Here is a 17,441-nt window from a genome sequence, read left to right on the forward strand (position 1 = left end):
AACAACTTACAAAATAAAACTCTAACCCTCTAAAGTGATTTTAGCATTATTTTAACTTTTTGTTTAATTTTTTATAAAATTTGTTAAACAAAAAAGTCGTTATTCAAAATAACGACTTTTTATCATTTCTTATGTCTTAATTTTTATTAATTATCATTTTCATCACATGCTGAAGCTACATCCATTATAGAACTTAATAACTCCTCATTATGCCGAGCATCTACTTTTTCACCATTATGAAGTAATAAATCAATTGGATAATTTATACTTACTGAAGTATTATCATTTAAATCTGACATAAACCTGAATAGCACTGCATCATGATCTATATCTACGGTTTGTAATTGATTCGTATTACTATCAAAGGTAGAAAATTGCACAGGATATATAAAATCTATACACTCTATATCGTCATCAACAGATTTACAAGACCCTGCAAAAACAGCAAGAGCTAACTGACTTGCAACAGGTTCTTCTTGATGATTAAGCAGTGTTATTGTTATTGGAAATTGAATTTCGATTACATCAGAATTAGACAAATTATCATAGTCATCGATTTGATCAATTATGACTTCATTGCCGTTTAACAAAATAGTATATGGCAAATTTATACTAAAACAATTGGCATTATCCACTACATCATCATACGATCCATCATGAGTTACTATATTTTTCATTAAACCTGCCAATTGAGAATTTTTAGGAATTGTAGTATCCTCTGCTGGAGTAATTAACTCTCTCTCTTCCTCTTGGCACGCTATAAATGCTAAACCTGTCACTACAAAAAAGCACAATATTATTTTTTTCATTTTCAAAGCGTTATTTTCCTTAATAATTTAAAATAAAACAATATACAAGATAAAACTCCTACGTATAAAAACTATTTTTTTTAATTTTAACAAAAAAATTAATGCCAAAAGATCTATTTGAGAATGTTTGTGAGGAAAAGTTATTCTCAGAACTTTTTAAAAAACATGCTAAAGAATTGCATGACTTTATATATTATAAATATGGAGAGCACATTCATCCAAAAGATAAGGTACAGGAAGCATTTATAAAGCTTTGGGATAATTGCAAAAAAATCTCACTCCAAAAAGCAAGAAGTTTTCTTTTTACCGTAGTAAACAACCTATCATTAAACCAAATAAAACACAATAAAGTAAAATTAAAGTTTCAGCAAATAAAACACAATGATAAAACCAATGAAAACCCTGAATTTATCTTAGAAGAAAAAGAATACCTTCAAAAATATCAAAAAGCCCTTTCTAAACTTACTGAACCTCAACGCGTAGCATTTCTGCTTAATAGAGCAGAAGGAAAAAAACATAAAGAAATTGCTGAATTACTAGGTATTTCAAGAAAAGCTGTAGAAAAAAGAATATACGGTGCATTAGAAAAGCTCAGAAAAGAAATTGAAGGAATTTAATACATAAGGGTAGGAATTTTTTAAATACAATTGTTATATAGATAGAAATCTTGCTATGAAAGAGAAAGATCTCATAAATAAATGGTTGAATAATGCACAACTCACGCATACAGAATCAGAGGCGTTTAAGAATTTAAATGCCTATGATTCTTATGTCAGAATTTCGGATACTGCAAAGAATTTTAAAGCTCCCGAATATGATATCGAATCTAATTTAGAAGATTTAAAGACCACTCTTATCGATCACAAAAGTACTGCCGCATCAAAACATTATATCACTATTCTAATGAGAGTTGCAGCAATATTTGTCATAGGAATAGGCACCTATTTTACTCTATTTTATACTACTGAGACAACAGTTGATTCATTAGCCAGTCAAAAAATATCTGTAGAATTACCCGATCATACTGTGGTTCAATTAAATGCTCTATCATCTATTTCATACCAGGAAAAAGATTGGGAAAACAACCGTAAAATCAAACTAGAAGGAGAGGCTTATTTTAAAGTTGCTAAAGGAAAAAAATTCGATGTACAAACGTCGTCTGGTATAGTAAGTGTATTGGGCACACAATTTAATGTTAAACATCGTGATCATTACTTTGAAGTCATTTGTTATGAAGGTCTCGTAAGTGTAACTTATGACAAAAACATAGTTAAATTGCCTGCAGGAAAGACTTTTAAAATACTTAAAAATGTAATCTCAAAAGGAGAAACAAATATTATCCAACCAGATTGGATTGAAAACAAAAGTATGTTTTCCAGCACTCCTTATTCCTATATTCTTAAGGAATTTGAAAGACAATATGATGTCACTATTATTGCAAATAATATAGATCAAAATAAACTTTTTACGGGTAATTTTGTACATTCAGATATTCAAACTGCTATACAATCTATTACTATACCTATGCGTTTGAAATATAAGATCAATGACAATAACATAACCTTATACAAAGAGTGATCAAAACCAAAATCACAGCTTTATTTATTGTTTTATTTTTTACTTTCTTTCAGATGTATACTCAGCCTGAACAGAACTCTATATCTCTTTTTTCATTGTTAAATCAAATACAGGAAAAATTTGATTGTAGTTTTTCTTATGCAGATAATGACATCAAAGGGATTACGTTATTAAACCCACCAGAAATATCTGATTTACAAGAAATCATTCAATATTTAGAACAAAACACACCTCTTAACTATACATTCTTAAGTGCAAAAAACATTGTATTAAGCCTTACTATAAACGAGAACAGAATCTGCGGAATTTTACAATCTTTTGTAAATGAAAAAAGAATTTCTAATGCTACCATACAGACAAGAAATAATGCAGTTATTAGCAATGAAAAGGGAGAATTTAATCTTGAGATACAGGATATAAATGAATTAGTGCGTATTAGTTTTATAGGTTTTAAAACACAAACATTTCTTGCTAAAGAACTTATTAATACTCCCTGTATCACCATTGTTTTGATGCCAGAAGTACAATATTTAAATGAAATTATCCTAAATGACTATTTAATAAAAGGTATTGATAAAAAATCTGATGGATCTATAAGTATTGATTATAATGATTTTGGTATCCTTCCTGGATTGGTCGAACCTGATCTATTACAGACTATCCAAGCTTTACCTGGTATATTAAGTGTAGAAGAAACAGTTTCTGACATCAATGTAAGAGGAGGAACCAATGATCAAAATCTTATTCTTTGGGATGGAATTAAGATGTATCAATCCGGACATTTTTTTGGACTCATCTCTGCATTTAATCCTTACTTAACCAAAAACGTACAATTAATTCGAAACGGATCTAGTGCAAGTTATGGTGGTGGCGTTTCTAGCATTATATCGATGAACACAAGTAATGAGATTAACAAAGAGCGTGATATAAGTTTAGGAATTAATATGATTAGTATTGATGGGTATATTGACACTCCTTTAGGAAAAAAATCATCTTTACAGTTATCGATGCGTAAATCTATAAGCGAAGTATTAGAAACTCCAACATACACTCAATACTTTGACAAAGCTTTTCAGGATTCTGAAGTACTAAACACCACTGATAACACTTTTAATACAAATGATGATTTTTCTTTTTATGACATAAGTTTGCGTTGGTTATACCAATTGACTCCACAAGACCTTATTAAAGTAAACGCTTTGGTGATTAGAAACGACTTAGATTTTCAGGAGAATGCTACTATTAACCAGGTTAACATTGCCAGAGAAAGCAATGTAAATCAAAATAATAGTACTGGAAGTATTTGGTACCAAAGAAAGTGGAATGACTTTTTTAGAAGTGAAATCCTTATGTATGGCACTAGTTTTACCCTAGAAGCTATAAATTCAGATATTTTTAACGATCAGCGATTACAGCAAGAAAATAAAGTTTTAGAAAGTGGAATTAAGTTGAATACACTTCTTAAAATTAACTCCAATTTTAATGTAAAATCTGGGTATCAATTTAACGAAACCGGTATCACAAATCTTAGGGACGTAAATAATCCTACATTTAGAGATCTTATTAAAGAAGTAGTACGTACCAATAGTATTTTTTCTGAAGTCGAGCTTAAATCAAAAAATAACAATACTCACCTTAATCTCGGGGTACGTTTTAACTATTTTGACAAATTCGATACGTTTATCGCAGAGCCTCGTTTGAGTTTTAATCATAAATTTCTTGATCACTTTACTGTAGAAACACTTGCAGAATTGAAAAGTCAGATAACCTCTCAAGTTATAGAATCACAAAATGATTTCCTAGGAGTAGAAAACAGGAAATGGGTACTTTCTAATGACAATAATATACCAATACTTAAAAGCCAACAAGTATCTCTTGGGTTGAGTTACAATCATAATAACTGGTTAGTTAGTACCGATACTTATTATAAACATATTGATGGTATTTTATCACAAAGTCAAGGATTTCAAAACCAGCTTGAGTTTGAATCTGATCATGGTAGTTACACGGTAAAAGGGGTGGATTTTTTAATCAATAAGAGATTTGAGAAATTGAGTGCATGGTTGAGTTATTCTTATGCTACCAACATGTATTCATTTAATACATTGAGTGAACGAGATTTTCCTAATAATATAGATATTAGACATAATATCAACTTTGCTGTTTCATATACTCTTGACAATTTTAAATTTTCTACAGGTATCAACTGGCATAGTGGTAAACCTACTACAATTCCTATTGCCGGGGATGAAATTAGTGAAGATGGCAGTATTAATTATAATCACCCTAATAGTGATACTATAGAAGATTACACCAGATGGGATGCATCTGCAACGTATAATTTTAAACTTTTTAAAAACACGAATAGTCTCTTAGGTGTATCGGTTTGGAATATCTTAAGTCAGGAAAATATAGTTAACAATTACTATAGAACAAATAATACTCAAAATGTGGAAGAAGTTAGGCAGTTCGGACTAGGATTTACACCTAACGTTGTATTTAGAATTAACTTTTAATGTGTTTAACTCCGCTATATGTTATTACCTCATCACCTCCAACAACTTGTACAGCATTTTTTACAATTTCAAAACCTTTTTTCTCAAAAAATGAGCGAGTTAATAGGTTTATTTGAGTAGTTAATACGGTAATACCTGAACGTATTGCTATCTCTTCAATAGACTTATACAACTCACTAGCAATTCCTTGTCCGTGATAATTCATATGAACAAAAATATATTCTATATTTCCTTTCTTGTCCATAGAAAAAGAACCTACGATCTCACCATTTAGTTTAGCATTATAAATAAAATCCTTTTCGAATTTATTTTGCCAATAGATTTTATTTGTTGCTAATCGAGAGTAAATCTTGATTTCAGATTTTGTAAATATCATCGAGCCATATGTAGTAACCGTTTGATAAAACAAACGTTGCATCAAAGGTAAATCTTGATTAGTTGCTCTAGATACTTCGCATTTCATACTTCAAAAATAAAAAACATGACCTATAAGATAGCAATTATCTCTGATTTTTACCTTATACTTTTAGACGAAAGAACTAAAAAATCGACAACCTTCACTTTTTAAATCCAAAAAGCATTGATTTTCAACACATAAGTCTACATTCGCTCTGGAACATTTATTCCTAAAAGTTGAAATGCAGATTTGATAGTGCTCCCCACCAAACTTGATAATTGCACTCTGAATATTTTTTCAGAGTCTGTATCTGCTCCAAATATGGATACATTCTGAAAGAACGAATTATAGCTTTTCACCAAATCATATGTATAATTTGCCACTATTGCAGGACTAAGTTCATTTGCTGCATTTTGGATAACATCGGGATATAACTCTAATTGCTTAATGAGTTCCTTTTCTTTTTGTTGTAAATCTATATTAGTAATTGTTTGAGAATATTCGAAATCAGCTTTACGCAAAATTGCCTGAATACGAGCATATGTATACTGTATAAACGGCCCAGTATTTCCTTGGAAATCCACAGATTCTTCAGGATTAAAAAGAATACGTTTTTTAGGATCCACCTTCAAAATGAAATATTTTAAAGCACCTAAACCTATGGTGTTATATACCTCTAATTTATCTTCTTCTGTATATCCTTCTAATTTACCTAGATCTTTGGAGATGTCTCCAGCGGTCTTTGCCATTTCTAAGATCAAATCATCTGCATCGACTACCGTACCTTCTCTACTCTTCATCTTACCGCTAGGCAAATCTACCATACCATAACTCAAATGATGTAAATGTTTTGCCCAATCATATCCTAATTTTTTTAGAATAGCAAATAGTACTTTAAAATGATGATCTTGCTCATTTCCTACGGTATAGATCATTCCACCAACATCAGGATTATCTTTTATACGTTGAATCGCTGTCCCAATATCCTGAGTCATATAAACAGAAGTTCCATCACTACGCAGTACCAATTTATCATCTAGTTTTTCTGCACTAAGATCACACCAAACAGATCCATCTTCTTTCTTATAAAAAACACCTTTAGACAGACCTTCTTCGATATTATCTTTTCCCAGAAGGTACGTATTGCTTTCATAATAATAGCTATCAAAATCTACTCCAAGAGTCTTATATGTTTGATTAAAGCCTTCATAAACCCATCCATTCATCATTTTCCAAAGTTGAACCACTTCTTCATCTCCAGACTCCCATTTACGAAGCATTTCTTGAGCTTTTATCAAAATTGGAGCCTCTTTCTTTGCTTCCTCTTCTGTTTTACCTTCGTTGATCAATTGTACTATTTGATCTTTATAGATCTTATCAAATTTCACGTAGTAGTTACCTACCAGTTTATCCCCTTTAAGATTCGTAGATTCTGGTGTTTCTCCATTTCCGTATTCCTGCCAAGCAAGCATTGATTTACAAATATGTATTCCACGATCATTAATAATCTGAGTTTTATATACGTTCTTGCCGCTCGCCTTAATAATCTCTGCTACAGAATATCCTAACAGGTTATTTCTAACATGACCAAGATGTAAGGGTTTATTTGTATTTGGTGAAGAATACTCTACCATTACAGATTTATCTTCTTTAGAAGGTGTAACAAAACCATATGCTACATCGTTTCTGATACCATTGAAAAATTCAAGGTAATAAGCATCCAAAATGACAAGATTTAGAAATCCTTTGACTACATTAAAATCATTAATTTCATCTACATTGGAAACCAAATATTTTCCAACAGCCTCTCCTATCTGTACAGGATTGCCTTTTACTACACGAAGCATTGGAAATACTACTACAGTTATATCTCCCTCAAATTCTTTTCGGGTTGCTTGTAATTCTACAGATTCCAGACCAGCACCATACAACTCTTGTACAGCTTCTTTTACTTTTTCTGAAATGGTTCTTTGTAAACTCATCTTCTAAAATTAAGCTGCAAAGATAATAGAAATTATAGTGTCTCCATAGGCGTTCCCTCTTCATTTCACTATATTGTAAATAAAAAAAATGTTAGTCAACAACTCATACAAAAATCCTGAGTTAACCAAAAAGATAAATCACGAAGTTGGCGCTCCTTTTACCTTGAAACAACGTATTAAACTAGGAGGTATCGGCTCTCCTAAACTTCATATAACTGAAAGTAGTATCCAAATACACAACTTACTTATACTTGATAACACACTAAACACCTGCAATATAGAATTAAGACCTAAAGGAATTCTAATAGGTTTTCATGTGAGATTAGAAACATACCTATTAGTCATCCCTTTTTATAAACTAAATATTTACAAAGGAAAAGCCGAAGAATACTCAATTTACCGAGATCACTATTTTATTAAGTTTAGAGCATTAAAAAATGATGTAGCAATACACAAATTTGTAAAAAAAATCTTGTCCTATAAAATAGATAACAGTCCTTCTAACATTCATGACTTATAGAAAATGAAAAAATAATTCTTATGTATCTAAGTTAATTTCTTCGTACCTTAAACATTAAAAATGCGAATTCTTCTTACTGGAACCAATGGATATATTGGAATGCGACTTTTACCCTTACTTCTTAATGCTGAGCATACAGTAATATGTTGTGTTAGAGATAAGAATAGACTTTCTATTGATCAGGAAATTAAAGAAAGAGTAGAAATCGTCGAAATAGATTTTTTAGACACACCTGATACTTCTTTATTACCCAAAGATATTGATGCGGCATATTATCTAATTCATTCTATGAGTTCCTCTACAAGTGATTTTGATAAAAAAGAAGAGATTGCTGCTAAAAATTTCAATATATATGTTAAGCACACCAACATAAAACAAGTAATCTATTTGAGCGGTATTGTTAATGAGAAGAATTTATCTAAACATTTATGGTCAAGAAAAAATGTTGAAGAAACATTATACAAAGGAAATTACAACCTTACCGTTTTACGTTCTGGTATAATCGTAGGTTCTGGCAGTTCCTCTTTTGAAATCATTAGGGATTTATGCGAAAAACTGCCTGTAATGATTACTCCAAAATGGGTAAACACCAAAACTCAACCTATAGCGATTAGGGATGTACTTAATTTTATGGTTGGTGTTCTTGGAAACTCTAAATGCTATAATGAATCATATGATATTAGTGGACCAGATGTTCTGACCTATAGAGAAATGTTGATGTCGTATGCAAAAGTAAGAGGAATTCGATTATACATCATCACATTACCTATCATGACTCCAAAATTATCGTCATATTGGTTATATTTTGTTACTTCGACCTCATATAAGTTAGCACTAAATCTAGTAGACAGTATGAGTATTCCTGTAATCGCAAATGATAAGCGTCTTCAAGAAATTTTATGTATTTCACCAATGACGTATGACAAGGCTTTAGAATTAGCATTTATAAAAATAGAGCAAAACCAAGTTGTTTCTAGCTGGAAGGATTCTATGATTAGTGGACGTTTTGAAAAAGATATTCAAAAATATATTACTGTACCCAGACGTGGTTGCTTTAAAGATCAAAAAAAGATTAAACTAATAAACTCAGAAAAAGCATTAAATCGTATTTGGGCAATCGGGGGAGAGACGGGCTGGTACTATGGAAATTGGATGTGGAAAATCAGAGGGTATTTTGACAAATTTTTTGGAGGTGTGGGTTTACGAAGAGGGCGAACACACGCAGATGAGATATTTTCTGGGGATGCTTTAGATTTTTGGAGAGTACTTGTAGCTGATAAAAATAATATGCGTTTATTATTATTTGCCGAAATGAAAGTACCTGGAGAAGCGTGGCTAGAATTTGACATTGATGAAAACAATATATTACATCAAACCGCTACTTTTAGACCCAAAGGTATTTGGGGAAGATTGTATTGGTATATCATGGTGCCCTTTCATTATTTTATTTTTGGAGGTATGATTCGTAAAATTGCTGCTTTAAATTAATTTTACTAGGATAAAACGCTAAGTTTTATCGGTAAATTGCATTTTTTTGACATTTTTTCATATATTTAGTAAAAAACTATATGAAGCAATTTTTACCAATTATTTTTCTATTAATTGTATTTAATTCTTGCAATTCTAAACCTATAAAAGATATAGAATTACATAATTTGGCAACATTAATGATTGGTGAATTCTCTAATAAAGAACAATCAAAAAAAGATAATGGCTTTTCCCATTCACATATGATAAATGTAAGAATCTGGAAAGATAAACCTGGATATTGGATATATTCTGAATTGTCGGCAGTAAAAGAAAACAATTATGTGTACAGTCAGAGAATAATAAATTATGACAGAATAGATTCAATTACTTTTAAAAGTACAGGATACAGAATTCTTAATGAAAAAGATTATAAATTAGGGTGGAAAGACATAGAAGTTTTTGACAAGTTGACTTTGGATAGTTTACAAATCAGAAAAGGATGTCAGGTATATTTTAAGAAAAAAACTTCGACCATATATTCTGGAAAAACAAATAAAGGAACCTGCTCTAGCAGTATTGATCATGTAGATTATATCTCAAGTTCTTTTGTAGTTAGTAAGGATAAAATATCAATATGGACAAGAGGATATGATGAAAAAGGAAAACAGGTTTGGGGAAAAATTAGAGGTCCTTTTAAATATAAAAGATTAGCAAAAAATTGATATCAATTTCAATTTATAAAATCTTCCAAAGTTTTGTTTTCCAAAACTTTAAGTGTATTATCTCTTACTTCTATCATAACACTATGGACAGCACACTTATCCTCATCGGGACAATCGTCACATTTTTCATAAAAATTAAGACTCACACAAGGGAGCATAGCTATAGGACCTTCTAAAACTCTAATCACAGAAGCCATTGTTATTTCTTTAGGCTCTTTAATTAAGTAATACCCCCCGCCCTTACCTTTTTTTGATCCTAAAAACCCGGTTTTCCTCAACGTTAACAAAATACTCTCTAAAAACTTTTGAGAAATATTCTCACTAACTGCAATTTCTGATATTAAAACCGGATGTTCACATCTTTTTCTAGCAATATATGTTAACGCTTTTAAGCCATATTTTGTTTTTTTTGAAAGCATATTTTGTTTATTTCACCTATACATATTTACTATTTTCTTATCCAACCAAATAGCATATACAACTAATAGTAAAAGGATATATCCAGAAGAAATACTTTAATACACTTCAATCCTATATCTATTTTTTTGGAAGAAAAACTTCAGCCATCATACAACGTGCACTTCCTCCTCCTAAAGTTTCAATAGTATTAAGATCACTATGTAGAATTGCACAATGCTTTTCTATCTTGGTTATTTGATCTTTACTTAAACTTCTAAATGCTGCTGATGACATGACAAGATAACGCTTATCTCCCGAACCTACAACTTGAAGCATGTTGCCTGCAAAATTGTTAACCTGATCTTCAGTAATTGCAATAATATCTTTTCCATCTTTCTTTAGATGATCAATAAGGTTTTTTCGTTCTTTTTTATCGTCTATACACTCCAGGCATACTACCGCAAATGTTTCTCCAATCCCCATCATTACATTAGTATGGTAGATTGGAAGTCTTTTTTCACCAACAGTTTGGTATGCAATAAAAACAACAGGGGTATATTCGAAATCCTCACAAAATTCGATAAATAGCCCTTCATCTGCTCGAGCAGATAAAGCGCAATAAGCCTTTCTATTAGTTCTATCCAACACAATACTTCCTGTACCTTCTAGAAATAGTTCTTCATCTTCTGCAGAAGTATAATCTACAATGTTTTTTATTTCAAAGCCTGTAGCTTCTATCTGATTTAAAACCTCTGGTTTACGTTCTTTTCTTCTATTAACAGCAAACATAGGATATAAACCAACATCTCCATTTTCATGAAAAGACACCCAGTTATTAGGAAAAATAGAATCTGGAGTATCATTTTTGGGGTCATCATCAATCACTATAACCTGAACTCCAACTTTTTTTAATGAAGCTACAAACTGATCAAATTCTTGCTGTGCTTTTACATTAGCTTTCTCTGCAATAATACCAGGATTCTCTTGATAATAATTATTTACAGCTGTTTGCTCATTCATCCTAAACTGTACCGGACGAATCATAACTATGGTATTCGTTACTTGTCTCATCTGTTTTATTTTTTTTAAGATTCGAGATAGTATATAATATTTACTTCTCTAAATGATATACTAATAAATAGTATTGTATATTTTATTAATCTCTTATTAATGGCATTGTAGAACAACGCAATAACCCTTCTTGTTTTGCTATTTCTGCATAAGGGACTTCCTCTACTATGATATTATTGCTACGCATCCAAGTATTTAATCTTGTGAAATTCTTCTCTGAAATAACAACATCTTCTGCTATAGAAAAAATGTTCGAATTCATATTATACATTTCATTTTTATCAATATGAAAAAGGTTTTCATTACCAAATAGATTAACAAGATATTCATAATCTAAAACATCTCTAAAACCTTCTTTATGGATGATAGCCTTATTGTTTCCTACGGGTTGAAAACAACAATCCAGATGTAATGCATTATCTCTGGGATCTTTCATTGACTTATTAAGATCGAATTCTTTAACTATTTTATTTGGGAAAAGAGATTGTATATAGGCTACCCCTTTCATATTTGTTCTGGCAACAATACAATCTGAGTAATCATCACCTTTATATGTCCCAATAAATATATGATCATTATGTACCATGATATCACCGCCTTCAAAATGAATAGCTTCTGACGGAGCTTTATAGACTTTATCAGGATCTATTTGGTCTATAACATATTGAATTGCTTTTATTTCTTTTTCTCTATCAGGAAGGATATTAGATTTGATAAATTTATCTTCTATTACCAAAGCAATATCTCTTGCAAAGATTTGATTATAATCTTTTATTATATCTGGACGATATACTTTTACATCATATTTTTCAAAAACTTTGGCCACAGATTCCATTTCTGTAACCATAGCAGATTCTTCAGGATACGTTCCTGCCTTTATATGTTCAATAGATTTAGGATCATAAGCTTCCTCTATTTTTGGAACTGGACCATTACTCTTTGCCGTTCCTAAAACCACTGCTCTTAATCTAGACGTTTCGTTCTGTATATTTAGTTGCAAAAAAATAAGTTTTTAAGTGTAAATAATTATGTTAACCCGAGTAGTTAGGCAAATATATAAATAGACAATCTCTGAAAACCAATTTTATGCAAAAAAATATCAATTCTTTTATTAAATTCGAAAAATGAGCATCTTTAGAGAAGCTCATCTTATCAATCTAACAAAAAAGGCGTTGAATATAACTCAACGCCTTTTTACATAATATTATTAAATATTAACGTTCGGATACTGTTTTGAACGTTCTATGATTTTCTCCAATATATATTTGTCTTGGTCTCCCTATTGGTTCTTTACGAAGACGCATTTCTCTCCATTGAGCAATCCATCCAGGTAATCTTCCTAAAGCAAACATTACAGTAAACATTTCGGTTGGAATACCTAACGCTCTATAAATAATTCCTGAATAAAAATCCACATTTGGATACAATTTTCGTTGTACAAAATATTCATCTTCCAAAGCAACAGAGGATAGTCCCTTTGCTATATCAAGAACAGGATCTTCGATACCCAAATCACCTAGCACTTCTTCTGCAGATTTTTTAATGATTTTAGCTCTAGGATCAAAATTCTTATATACCCTGTGTCCAAATCCCATTAAACGGAAAGGGTCATTTTTATCTTTAGCTTTGTTTATATATTTTGCCGTATCTCCACCATCTGCTTTAATAGCTTCAAGCATTTCTATAACTGCCTGATTTGCCCCTCCATGAAGAGGTCCCCATAGTGCAGATATCCCTGCAGATAATGACGCAAATAATCCAGCATGAGAAGAACCTACTATTCTTACTGTAGAAGTAGAACAGTTTTGTTCATGATCAGCATGAAGAATTAGCAATTTATCAAGTGCATCATAGACTAATTTATTTGGCTCATATGTTTTATTAGGTCTTGCAAACATCATTTTATGCAGATTCTCTACATAACCTAAAGAACTATCTCCATAATCTAATGGTAAACTTTTTCTTTTTCTCATCGTCCAAGCTGCAAGTACAGGAAATTTTGCTAATATTTTTACAATAGCATTGTACATTTCCTCTTCAGAATCAACATCAACAGATCCTGGATTAAAAGCAATCAATGCACTTGTTAAAGAAGACAATACTCCCATTGGATGAGCACTTTTAGGGAACCCATCTAAGATTTTTTTCATATCCTCATCTACATGAGATTCTTCCTTAATATCTTTATCGAATTTTTCTAATTGTACTGCAGTAGGTAATTCTCCAAAAATTAATAAGTAGGCAACTTCTAAAAAATCTGCTTTTTCTGCTAATTCTTCGATAGAATATCCTCGATATCTTAAGATTCCTTTTTCTCCATCTAGAAAAGTAATAGCACTCTCGCAACTTCCAGTATTTTTATATCCTGGATCAATTGTAGTAACTCCATTAGTTACCCCTCTAAGTGCCTTAATATCAATTCCTAATTCATTCTCTGTCCCTTCTATTATTGGGAACTCATACCTATTACCGTCGATTTCTAACGTAGCTGTTTTTGACATGTGATTATTTTAGAATTTTGCTGTTATTGTAGATTCGCTAAATTACGAAATATAGTGTTAATATGTTATTAATCGTAAGATGATTTTTACCCTTACAACCTATTTCCTAAATTATTCAAAAAAAAAGAGACTACCTTTTCAGATAGCCTCTTTGTTACTATTAATATATCGTATTATTTTATCTTAAAAGCGTTCTCTTTTGGATAGTAAGCAACAACACCTAATTCTTCTTCTATACGAAGTAATTGATTGTATTTTGCCATTCTATCACTTCTAGATGCAGAACCTGTTTTTATCTGTCCTGTATTTAAAGCTACTGCCAAATCTGCTATTGTATTATCTTCGGTTTCACCGGATCGATGAGACATTACAGAAGTATATCCCGCATTATGAGCCATATTAACTGCTGCAATAGTTTCGGTAAGTGTTCCTATTTGATTAACTTTAATAAGAATTGAATTTGCAATACCATTTTCAATTCCTCTAGACAATCTTTCAACATTGGTTACGAATAAATCATCTCCAACTAACTGAACTTTATCTCCTATTTTATCTGTAAGGTATTTCCAACCATCCCAATCATTTTCGTCCATACCATCTTCTATAGAAATAATAGGATACTTTGAAGCGAGCTCTGCAAGGTAATCAGCCTGCTCTTCACTTGTACGAATTACTCCGGTATCTCCTTCAAATTTGGTGTAATCATATTTACCATCAACATAAAATTCTGCTGCGGCACAATCTAGAGCAACCATTACCTCGTCTCCAAATTTATATCCTGCCTTTTCCACAGCTAGAGCAATCGAATCCAAAGCATCTTCTGTACCATCTAAAGTCGGAGCAAAACCACCTTCGTCACCAACAGCAGTACTTAATCCTCTATCATGTAATACCTTCTTAAGATTATGAAAGATCTCTGTTCCCATTTGCATGGCATGAGTAAAATTCTCAGCTTTTACAGGCATCACCATAAATTCTTGAAATGCTATTGGCGCATCACTATGTGATCCACCATTAATTATATTCATCATAGGAACAGGAAGTGTATTAGCACTCACTCCTCCAACATAACGGTACAACGGCATGTTTAATTCATTTGCAGCTGCTTTTGCAGCCGCTAAAGAAACACCTAGAATTGCGTTCGCCCCAAGTTTTGATTTATTAGGAGTTCCATCAAGTTCTATCATAGTTCGATCTAATAAATTCTGATCAAATATAGAATAGCCTAGTAACTCTTCAGCAATTATTGTATTTACATTTTCAACAGCCTTAAGCACTCCTTTACCCATATAGTTTTTACCTCCATCACGTAACTCTACAGCTTCGTGTTCTCCAGTGGACGCTCCAGAAGGAACCGCTGCTCTTCCTAGAACACCATTTTCAGTAATCACGTCTACTTCTACAGTTGGGTTACCACGTGAATCTAAGATCTGTCTAGCGTGAATATTAATAATTACACTCATGTCTTTAATTTATTTTGTTGGATAATTTTAATTCTTCGCAATATACAAAACCAGTAAACTTTAATCCCTTCAAAAAAGTCTTAATTTACTAGTAAAACCACAATATTATAGTCAAGTTATCAACTATAACGTTATAGCATAATACATTGCAAAAATGCTTTACATATCATTTAAACAATCTAAGTTTTACGCAGTAATTTTTGCGTTCTTAATATTTTCAATAAACTGATCAAATAAGTAAACTGAATCATTTGGTCCCGGACTAGCTTCTGGATGGTATTGTACAGAGAAACAATTCTTATTTTTCATTTTAATCCCTGCAACTGTATGATCATTTAAATGCACATGTGTTATTTCTACCTCAGGATGTTTTTCAGTTTCTTCTCTATGTATTGCAAAACCATGATTCTGAGAAGTAATCTCCCCTTTACCTGTAATTAGGTTTTTTACAGGATGATTAATTCCTCTATGCCCATTATGCATTTTATAAGTACTAATCCCATTAGCCAATGCAATAACCTGATGCCCTAAACATATACCAAAAAGTGGTAAGTCATTAGCTAAAATATCTTTTGCCGTCGCGATAGCCTCTGTTAATGGCTCAGGATCTCCAGGTCCATTTGATAAGAAATATCCATCAGGACCCCATTCACTCATCTCTGCAAAGGTGGCATTATATGGAAACACTTTTACATAAGCATCTCTTTTGGTTAGATTACGAAGAATATTTTTCTTTATCCCTATGTCCAATGCCGAAATTTTATAAGTAGCATTAGGATTTCCAACAAAATAAGGTTCAGATGTAGAAACTTTTGAGGCCAACTCTAAACCATTCATGTTAGGCACTGCTGCCAATTGTTCTTTTAATTTATCTATATCATCTATTTCAGTTGAAATGACAGCATTCATCGCTCCATTATCTCTAATATAGCTTACTAAAGCCCGTGTATCTACATCAGAAATTGCCAGGAGGTTATTTTTCTCTAAAAATTCTTGTAAAGAACTATCCGCAAGGTCACGAGAATATTCATAACTAAAGTTCTTTACTATAAGTCCAGCAATTTTTACAGAATCTGACTCGACCTCTTCATCATTAGTACCATAATTACCAATATGGGCATTAGTGGTAACCATTAATTGTCCATAATATGAAGGATCAGTAAAAATCTCCTGATAACCTGTCATACCCGTATTAAAACATACTTCACCAAAGGCACTACCCTCTTTACCGACAGCTTTACCGTGAAAAATTGTACCATCAGCTAATAACAGGATTGCTTTTTTTCGAGATTGATATTTCATTTATTTACGTTTATTGTTTTCAAAAATCTTTCAGAATCTACAAAGTAACTATATTGTTACTATAATAATTTCAAATTCTGTTATCTTCTATTTAATTTAACAACATATTTCCTTTAAGGCGGAAATTAAACCATTACAATTATTCAAAAAAAAAGGATAAACGGCGAACGTTTATCCTTTTAGTATTATGTGTGATATACACTATTCATTTATTCTTCTTCAGAATTAGCAGTTTCTTTAGCTGGTGCCGCCGGAGCAGTTTCAGCTTTCTTTCCTTTTCCTCCTCTTCTTCTTGCTTTCTTCTTTGCAGGTTTTCCAGCGTTATATAACTCGTTATAATCCACTAGTTCAATCATTGCCATATCAGCATTATCACCTAGACGATTTCCAAGTTTAATAATCCTTGTATATCCTCCTGGTCTATCTCCTACCTTTGGTGCAACGTCTCTAAATAGTTCGGTTACTGCATATTTATTGCGTAATCTACTAAAAACAATACGTCGGTTATGAGTAGTATCTTCTTTAGATTTAGTTACTAACGGCTCCACAAATTGCTTAAGCGCTTTTGCTTTTGCAACTGTAGTATTGATTCTTTTGTGCTCTATTAGAGAACAAGCCATATTCGCAAGCATAGCTTTACGATGTGCCGTTTTTCTCCCTAAATGATTTACTTTCTTTCCGTGTCTCATGACATTTAATTTTAATCATCAT

16 protein-coding genes are annotated in these 17,441 nt (G+C 31.7%); 6 read left to right on the forward strand and 10 right to left on the reverse strand.

Translation table 11 applies throughout. The features are described 5' to 3' along the window. Window positions 1–146: 146 nt before the first annotated feature. On the reverse strand, window positions 147–809 hold the full coding sequence (locus DK442_RS06980) for a hypothetical protein (protein WP_109435148.1): 663 nt from the start codon (window positions 807–809) through the stop codon (window positions 147–149). A gap of 101 nt (window positions 810–910) precedes the next feature. Between DK442_RS06980 and DK442_RS06985 the strand changes: the two genes are divergently transcribed. From DK442_RS06985 to DK442_RS06995, 3 genes are read left to right on the forward strand one after another with little or no spacing between them, the layout of a single operon-like run. Further along, entirely contained in the window at window positions 911–1,426 is a 516-nt protein-coding gene (locus DK442_RS06985; RefSeq protein WP_109435149.1) for an RNA polymerase sigma factor, read from the forward strand. Window positions 1,427–1,481: 55 nt separating this feature from the next. Continuing rightward, window positions 1,482–2,387 (forward strand): FecR family protein, encoded by a 906-nt coding sequence (locus DK442_RS06990; RefSeq protein WP_109435150.1) that lies wholly within the window; start codon window positions 1,482–1,484, stop codon window positions 2,385–2,387. A gap of 53 nt (window positions 2,388–2,440) precedes the next feature. Next, window positions 2,441–4,903 (forward strand): TonB-dependent receptor plug domain-containing protein, encoded by a 2,463-nt coding sequence (locus DK442_RS06995; RefSeq protein WP_160114078.1) that lies wholly within the window; start codon window positions 2,441–2,443, stop codon window positions 4,901–4,903. Here the strand turns inward: DK442_RS06995 and DK442_RS07000 are convergent. Beyond that, window positions 4,893–5,366 carry a GNAT family N-acetyltransferase gene (locus DK442_RS07000; protein WP_109435152.1) on the reverse strand — a complete coding sequence of 158 codons (474 nt, stop codon included), beginning with the start codon at window positions 5,364–5,366 and terminating at the stop codon, window positions 4,893–4,895. The two genes, DK442_RS06995 and DK442_RS07000, sit on opposite strands and share 11 nt — an antisense overlap. Before the next feature lie 137 nt (window positions 5,367–5,503). Continuing rightward, a complete protein-coding gene (argS, locus tag DK442_RS07005) occupies window positions 5,504–7,282 on the reverse strand; it encodes an arginine--tRNA ligase (RefSeq protein WP_109435153.1) in 1,779 nt (592 codons plus the stop codon). Window positions 7,283–7,370: 88 nt separating this feature from the next. Here argS and DK442_RS07010 point away from each other — a divergent pair, with 88 nt between their 5' ends. The 3 genes from DK442_RS07010 (at window position 7,371) to DK442_RS07020 (ending at window position 9,994) form a co-directional block, all read left to right on the forward strand. Continuing rightward, the gene (locus DK442_RS07010) at window positions 7,371–7,802 is read left to right on the forward strand and encodes a hypothetical protein (protein ID WP_109435154.1); all 432 of its coding nucleotides are present in this window, start codon (window positions 7,371–7,373) and stop codon (window positions 7,800–7,802) included. Window positions 7,803–7,862: 60 nt separating this feature from the next. Beyond that, on the forward strand, window positions 7,863–9,290 hold the full coding sequence (locus DK442_RS07015) for an SDR family oxidoreductase (RefSeq protein WP_109435155.1): 1,428 nt from the start codon (window positions 7,863–7,865) through the stop codon (window positions 9,288–9,290). 80 nt (window positions 9,291–9,370) lie between these two features. After that, on the forward strand, window positions 9,371–9,994 hold the full coding sequence (locus DK442_RS07020) for a chromophore lyase CpcT/CpeT (protein WP_109435156.1): 624 nt from the start codon (window positions 9,371–9,373) through the stop codon (window positions 9,992–9,994). 8 nt (window positions 9,995–10,002) lie between these two features. On the opposite strand, the gene DK442_RS07025 is transcribed toward DK442_RS07020, so the two are convergent. The 7 genes from DK442_RS07025 to rplQ form a co-directional block, all read right to left on the reverse strand. Further along, window positions 10,003–10,413 (reverse strand): Rrf2 family transcriptional regulator, encoded by a 411-nt coding sequence (locus DK442_RS07025; protein WP_109435157.1) that lies wholly within the window; start codon window positions 10,411–10,413, stop codon window positions 10,003–10,005. A 118-nt stretch (window positions 10,414–10,531) separates the two neighbouring features. Continuing rightward, window positions 10,532–11,464: a citrulline utilization hydrolase CtlX gene (gene ctlX, locus DK442_RS07030; RefSeq protein ID WP_109435158.1), complete on the reverse strand. Its 933-nt coding sequence runs from the start codon at window positions 11,462–11,464 to the stop codon at window positions 10,532–10,534. 85 nt (window positions 11,465–11,549) lie between these two features. After that, window positions 11,550–12,464: a dimethylarginine dimethylaminohydrolase family protein gene (locus DK442_RS07035; RefSeq protein ID WP_109435159.1), complete on the reverse strand. Its 915-nt coding sequence runs from the start codon at window positions 12,462–12,464 to the stop codon at window positions 11,550–11,552. 214 nt (window positions 12,465–12,678) lie between these two features. After that, the gene (locus DK442_RS07040) at window positions 12,679–13,965 is read right to left on the reverse strand and encodes a citrate synthase (RefSeq protein WP_109435160.1); all 1,287 of its coding nucleotides are present in this window, start codon (window positions 13,963–13,965) and stop codon (window positions 12,679–12,681) included. 173 nt (window positions 13,966–14,138) lie between these two features. Beyond that, on the reverse strand, window positions 14,139–15,428 hold the full coding sequence (gene eno, locus DK442_RS07045) for a phosphopyruvate hydratase (RefSeq protein WP_109435161.1): 1,290 nt from the start codon (window positions 15,426–15,428) through the stop codon (window positions 14,139–14,141). A 186-nt stretch (window positions 15,429–15,614) separates the two neighbouring features. Then, window positions 15,615–16,730 carry a glutamine-hydrolyzing carbamoyl-phosphate synthase small subunit gene (gene carA / locus DK442_RS07050; protein WP_109435162.1) on the reverse strand — a complete coding sequence of 372 codons (1,116 nt, stop codon included), beginning with the start codon at window positions 16,728–16,730 and terminating at the stop codon, window positions 15,615–15,617. A gap of 209 nt (window positions 16,731–16,939) precedes the next feature. Beyond that, the gene (rplQ, locus tag DK442_RS07055) at window positions 16,940–17,419 is read right to left on the reverse strand and encodes a 50S ribosomal protein L17 (RefSeq protein WP_109435163.1); all 480 of its coding nucleotides are present in this window, start codon (window positions 17,417–17,419) and stop codon (window positions 16,940–16,942) included. Window positions 17,420–17,441: the final 22 nt, after the last annotated feature.

It is taken from the genome of Aquimarina sp. AU119 (genome assembly GCF_900312735.1).
Taxonomy (GTDB): domain Bacteria; phylum Bacteroidota; class Bacteroidia; order Flavobacteriales; family Flavobacteriaceae; genus Aquimarina; species Aquimarina algiphila.